This window comes from Mesorhizobium sp. M1A.F.Ca.IN.020.06.1.1, from assembly GCF_004023265.1.
Classification (GTDB): Bacteria; Pseudomonadota; Alphaproteobacteria; order Rhizobiales; family Rhizobiaceae; genus Mesorhizobium.
Genome location: NZ_RZSR01000396.1, coordinates 1 through 5,109, shown reverse-complemented (window position 1 = coordinate 5,109; position 5,109 = coordinate 1). Strand labels below are relative to the sequence as shown.

The following is a 5,109-nucleotide window of genomic DNA, read 5'->3' as shown; positions in this document are numbered from 1 at the left end:
GGTGAAGAAGGCGCTCGACCGCCACAAGGTCTACGTCACTGCGCAGAGCTTTTCCGGCGGCACCTACAGCGCCCGCGTGCTGGTCGACGGCGAGGCCTATTGGGTCGACGAATTCCGGCTGAGCCAGCTGCGGCAGGGTCTGACGCCGGCCGAGCTGGAATTGACGCCGGCGACCGACGATTGAGTGGAGTGCCTTCGTCATCCCAGGGCGGAGCAGGAGCGAAGCGACGTCGCGGAGACCCTGGGATCCATGCCGTGACCTGGACGCGTCACGACGGTCCAAGTTCTGCTCGGCTGCACTCGGCGGTAAAGGTCACGGCATGGATCCTCGGGTCAAGCGCGAGGATGACGATCGCGCGGGCTCGGGGGCGCGAAGGATCGCGGCCCTTGCCACTGTCGGCTACGCGCTTCGGCACTTAACCCATGCCAGCTCCCCAACTCAAAACCTACCGCGCCAAGCGCGAATTCTCCCGCACCCCTGAACCCGCGGGCGGGCCGGAGGTCGGCGGCGGCAATCGCTTCGTCATCCACAAGCACCACGCCACCGCCGATCACTACGATCTGCGCCTCGAAGTCGGCGGCGTGCTGAAGAGCTGGGCGGTGCCGCGCGGGCCCTCGCTCAATCCGGCCGACAAGCGCCTCGCGGTCGAGACCGAGGATCATCCGATCGAATATATCGACTTCGAGGGCGTCATCCCCGAGGGCGAGTATGGCGGCGGGCCGATGATCGTCTGGGACACCGGCACCTGGGCGCCGATGGAGGATGTCGAAAAGAGCCTGCGCACCGGCGCCTTCAAGTTCCGCCTCGCCGGCCAGAAGCTCAATGGCGGCTGGATGCTGACCCGGCTGAAGCCCAAGCCCGGCGAGGACGAGAACAAGAAGAGCTGGCTGCTTTTCAAGGAGCGCGATCTCGCCTCCGACTCCGAGCTCGACATTCTCGAAGCGCGGCCGGAAAGCGTCAAGTCGGGCCGGCGCATCGAGGAACTGGCGGCGCCGCCGAAGAAGCCGCAGCGCCTGCCGCCGAAACCTGGCTCGCTGAAACCCGGCGCGCTGCCCGGCGCGGTCAAGGCAGACCCGCCAAGCCGCATCGAGCCGCAGCTCGCCGCGCAGGTAAGCGAGCCGCCCGATGGCGAGGACACCGGCACGCTCTGGCTGCACGAGATCAAATTCGACGGCTACCGCACCATGGCGCATGTCGTGGACGGGAATGTGCGGCTGATCACCCGCGGCGGCCTCGACTGGACCAAGCGCTACGGCGACCTGCCGCAGGCTTTTTCGCGGCTGCCGGCCAGCCGGGCGATCATCGACGGCGAGATCATGGTGCTGGACGACAAGGGCATCTCGCGCTTCGCGCTGCTGCAGGACGCGCTGGCCCAGGGCGCCGGCTCGAAGCTGCATTTCTACGCCTTCGATCTCCTGCATCTCGATGGCTGGGACCTGCGCAGGGCGCCGCTGCAGAAGCGTAAGGCGCTGCTTGCCGAACTGCTCGCCGGCCAGGCGGCAAACTCCGCCATCCAGTACAGCGACCACGTCGAGGGCGATGGCCGCGGGCTTTACGACCAGGCCTCGGACCTTGGGCTGGAAGGCGTCGTCTCGAAGCGCGCCGATGCCATCTACATGAGCGGCCGAACCAAGAGCTGGACCAAGGTCAAGGCGCAAAAGACGGATGATTTCGTCATCGCCGGCTACACCGTTTCCGACCGGGCGGAAGGGCTTGCGGCGCTGGGCATGGCCGAGTTCGTCGACGGCGAATTGCACTATCGCGGCAAGGTCGGCACCGGCTTCGACCGCGACATGGCGACCGACCTGCTGACCCGGCTGGAGCGGCTGACCGCCGGCGCCACGCCGCCCGAAGGCGTGCCGCGCGAGATCATGCGCGAGATGCATTGGGTGAAGCCGCTGCTGTCAGCACGCGTCCGTTATTCGAACCGCACCGCCGACAATGCGATCCGCCACGGCGTCTTCCGCGGCCTGCGCGATGTCGGCGGCCTGACCACGCCGGTTGCGATCAAACGCAAGCGGCTGATCGCCGAGTCCGACCTCGCCACCATCTGGGTCACCAATCCGGAGCGGCGGCTGTTCGGCAAGACCGGGCCGACCAAGCTCGACATTGCCGTCTATTACGCGCTGGTCGGCGATTTCATGCTGCCGCACATCATCGGCCGCCCGGTGTCGCTGGTGCGCTGCCCGACGGGGCGGCCGCAGGACTGCTTCTTCCAGCGCCACGCCTTCACCGGCATGCCGCCTTCGGTGGCGGTGTTCGAGAGCATCAGTTCGGAAGGCGAGCCCAAGACCTACCTCTCGGTCGAGGACGCCAAGGGCTATCTGGCACTGGCGCAGTTCGGCGTCGTCGAGTTCCACACCTGGGGCACGCACCGCACCAAGCTCGACAAGCCCGACCAGATCGTCTTCGACCTCGACCCGGGCGAGGGGATTTCCTGGCGCGAGGTGGTCGAGGCGGCCGTCCACATCAAGGGCGGACTGGAGAGCCTCGGCCTGGTGCCGTTTGCAAAGACGTCCGGCGGCAAGGGCATCCACATCACAGTGCCGGTGACGCGCAAGCAGAACTGGAAGAAACTGCACCAGGCCTCGAGCACCATTTCCACTTTGCTCGCGGCAAGCGCGCCCGACACTTTCGTCACCGTCATGGGCAAGGAAAACCGCAAGAAGCGCATTTTCATCGACTTCCACCGCAACGCCCGCGGCCACACCTCCGCCGCTCCCTATTCGCTGCGCGCCCGCACCAACCTGCCGGCATCGACCCCGATGAGTTGGACCGATCTGGAGGCTATCGACGCGCCCGAGGATCTGAACTACGCCTCGCTGCCGGGACTGTTGGAGACCTCGGGCGATCCCTGGGCGGAGATCGACGAGGCCGCCAGGGATTTGCCGGTGGTTGAGGGAAAGTAAACCGCAGGCGTTGGCGATCCGTCACACCCCCTCTGTCCTGCCAGCGTTCGGTTTCGATCTCCATCGACGCTTCCTACAATTTGAATTATCCTCCGCGCCAACCGGCCCAAGAACACTTCGTCAGCAATTTGCATGTACCATCAAGGGTCGGTGTAGCATTTCCGGAGCGCCAACCGTCCTTCGGACGAAGCGCCGGAGCATGATCCCGAAAAGTGGGAAACCGGTTTTCGGCAAAGATCAGGCTTCCAAAAAAGTAAAACTGTCAGTGCATGGCCGCGTAGGAGTTCATCATGGCACCCAGGGCAAGTTGGAAAGGTTACCTCAAGCTCAGCCTCGTCAGCTGTCCGGTCCGGCTTTATCCGGCCACCAGCGCGAGCGAGCGCATCTCGTTCAACCAGCTGCACAAGAAGACCCACAACCGCATCAACATGAAGCCGGTCGACCCCGAACTCGGCCTGGTCGAACGCTCGGACCTGGTCCGGGGCTACGAATATGAGGACAAGCAGTACATCATCATCGATGATGCCGATCTCGACGCGGTCCGGATCGAATCCAACCACACGATGAACATCGAGGCCTTCGTCGACGAGAATGAGGTCGACGTCATCTACCAGGACTCGCCCTATTACCTTGCCCCGGACGGCGCCATGGCCGAGGAGACCTTCGCGGTGCTGCGCGAAGCGATGCGCAGATCCGGCAAGCTGGCGATCGCCCGCCTGGTCCTTTCCAGCCGCGAGCGCGTGGTGACGATCGGCCCGCGCGAAAACGGCATGTTCGTCTGCACCTTGAGGAACCCCAACGAAGTGCGCGGCACGGCTGAATATTTCGGCAACATCCCGGCCGGCACGCCGGATCCGGAAATGCTCGATCTCGCCCAGGCGCTGATCAAGCAGAAGGAAACTCATTTCGATCCGAAGAATTACGAGGATCGCTACGAAGTGGCGCTGATGGGGATGATCCGCGAGAAGCTCAAAGGCCACAAGCCGATCATCGCGGCGGCGCCCGAACGCGGCAATGTCATCAACCTTATGGATGCGCTGAAAGCGAGCCTGTCGCAGTCGGCCAAGCCGCCGGCCAAGTCGAAGAGCAAGGCCGAGGAGGCGCCGGCCAAGCCGGCCAAGAAGGCGGCCGCCGCCGGCGGCGCGCCTGAGAACCCGCTGAAAGCGAACCTGTTGAAAGCCGCCGGCAAGAGCAAGAAGTGACGGGAGGGCCGGTGATCCTCCCCGGCGCCGTGTTCGGCGCCGTCGGCCCGCTGGCCGCGTTTCCGCTCAGGCTCGCCGCGCGCGAGGTCGAGCGCCGCCATGCCGAGTTGAGGCGCGGCGTCACCCGTCGCACCACCCATGTCGTGTTCGGCCGCACGCTGCTGGCCAAGGCGGCCACGGCAAGAACGGGCGATGGCGACATCGAGCGCCGCGTGCAGGCCGAGCGCGAAGCCGGGCGCGAATTGGTCAGCGAAAACGGCTTCCTGCGCTTGCTCGGCTTGTTGAAGGCGCCTCAGGCGTCGTCGCTGTCCCGGCAATCGCTGATCGACCAGTCGCGGCTTGCCGCCAGCGATCTCGACATGCTGTCGCTGTTCGACGCCTTCGAACGTGACGGCGAACCCTATTCCTTCCGCGACCTGATCCTGGCCAGAAAATATGCCGGGTTGATCGCCAGCGGCGCGACATGGGGCGCGATCGCGCGCTCGGTGCATCGCTCCGGCCCGGTCGCCTCGCTCACCGCCAAGTCGCTCAATCTCGGTTCGCAGCATGGCCGGCCGGACGCGATCTATCTCGACGAGGGCCGCAGCGAGCTCGACGGCCAGCTTCTCTTCGACCTCGGCTCACCGGAAGACGACACGCTGGAGGAGCTGTTCGCCGAGGCGGAAGCCGCGGAAGAGGAGGGGCGGCACGACGAGGCCGCAGCGCTCTACCAGCGCTGCATGGCGATCGATCCAAAAGATGCCATCGCCGCCTTCAACCGCGCCAACTGCCTGCGCGGCGCCGGCCGCGCAGCGGAAGCCGCGCATGATTATGCCCGCGCGATAAAGCTCGATCCCGGCTTCGTCGAAGCCTGGTTCAACCTCGCCGGCTTGGTGGGCGACGAAGGCAAGGTCGCGTCGGCGCGGCGGCACCTGCAGAAGGCGATGGCGCTCGACAAGGCCTATGCCGACCCGGTGTTTAACCTGGCCCGGCTTGAGTTCGACGCCGGCAATCTGGC

Annotated in this window: 4 protein-coding genes; all 4 read left to right on the top strand. The window is 65.6% G+C overall.

Translation table 11 applies throughout. The features are described 5' to 3' along the window. Position 1 precedes the first annotated feature (1 nt). Positions 2–184, top strand: a complete 183-nt coding sequence (locus EOA60_RS17960) for a hypothetical protein (protein WP_245502578.1) — start codon at positions 2–4, stop codon at positions 182–184. A 239-nt stretch (positions 185–423) separates the two neighbouring features. Next, the gene (gene ligD, locus EOA60_RS17955; RefSeq protein ID WP_095824529.1) at positions 424–2,910 is read left to right on the top strand and encodes a DNA ligase D; all 2,487 of its coding nucleotides are present in this window, start codon (positions 424–426) and stop codon (positions 2,908–2,910) included. Between the two features lie 290 nt (positions 2,911–3,200). Continuing rightward, the gene (locus EOA60_RS17950; protein WP_095801394.1) at positions 3,201–4,112 is read left to right on the top strand and encodes a Ku protein; all 912 of its coding nucleotides are present in this window, start codon (positions 3,201–3,203) and stop codon (positions 4,110–4,112) included. An 11-nt stretch (positions 4,113–4,123) separates the two neighbouring features. Further along, on the top strand, positions 4,124–5,109 hold a 986-nt coding region (locus EOA60_RS17945), incomplete at its 3' end, for a tetratricopeptide repeat protein (RefSeq protein WP_164899379.1).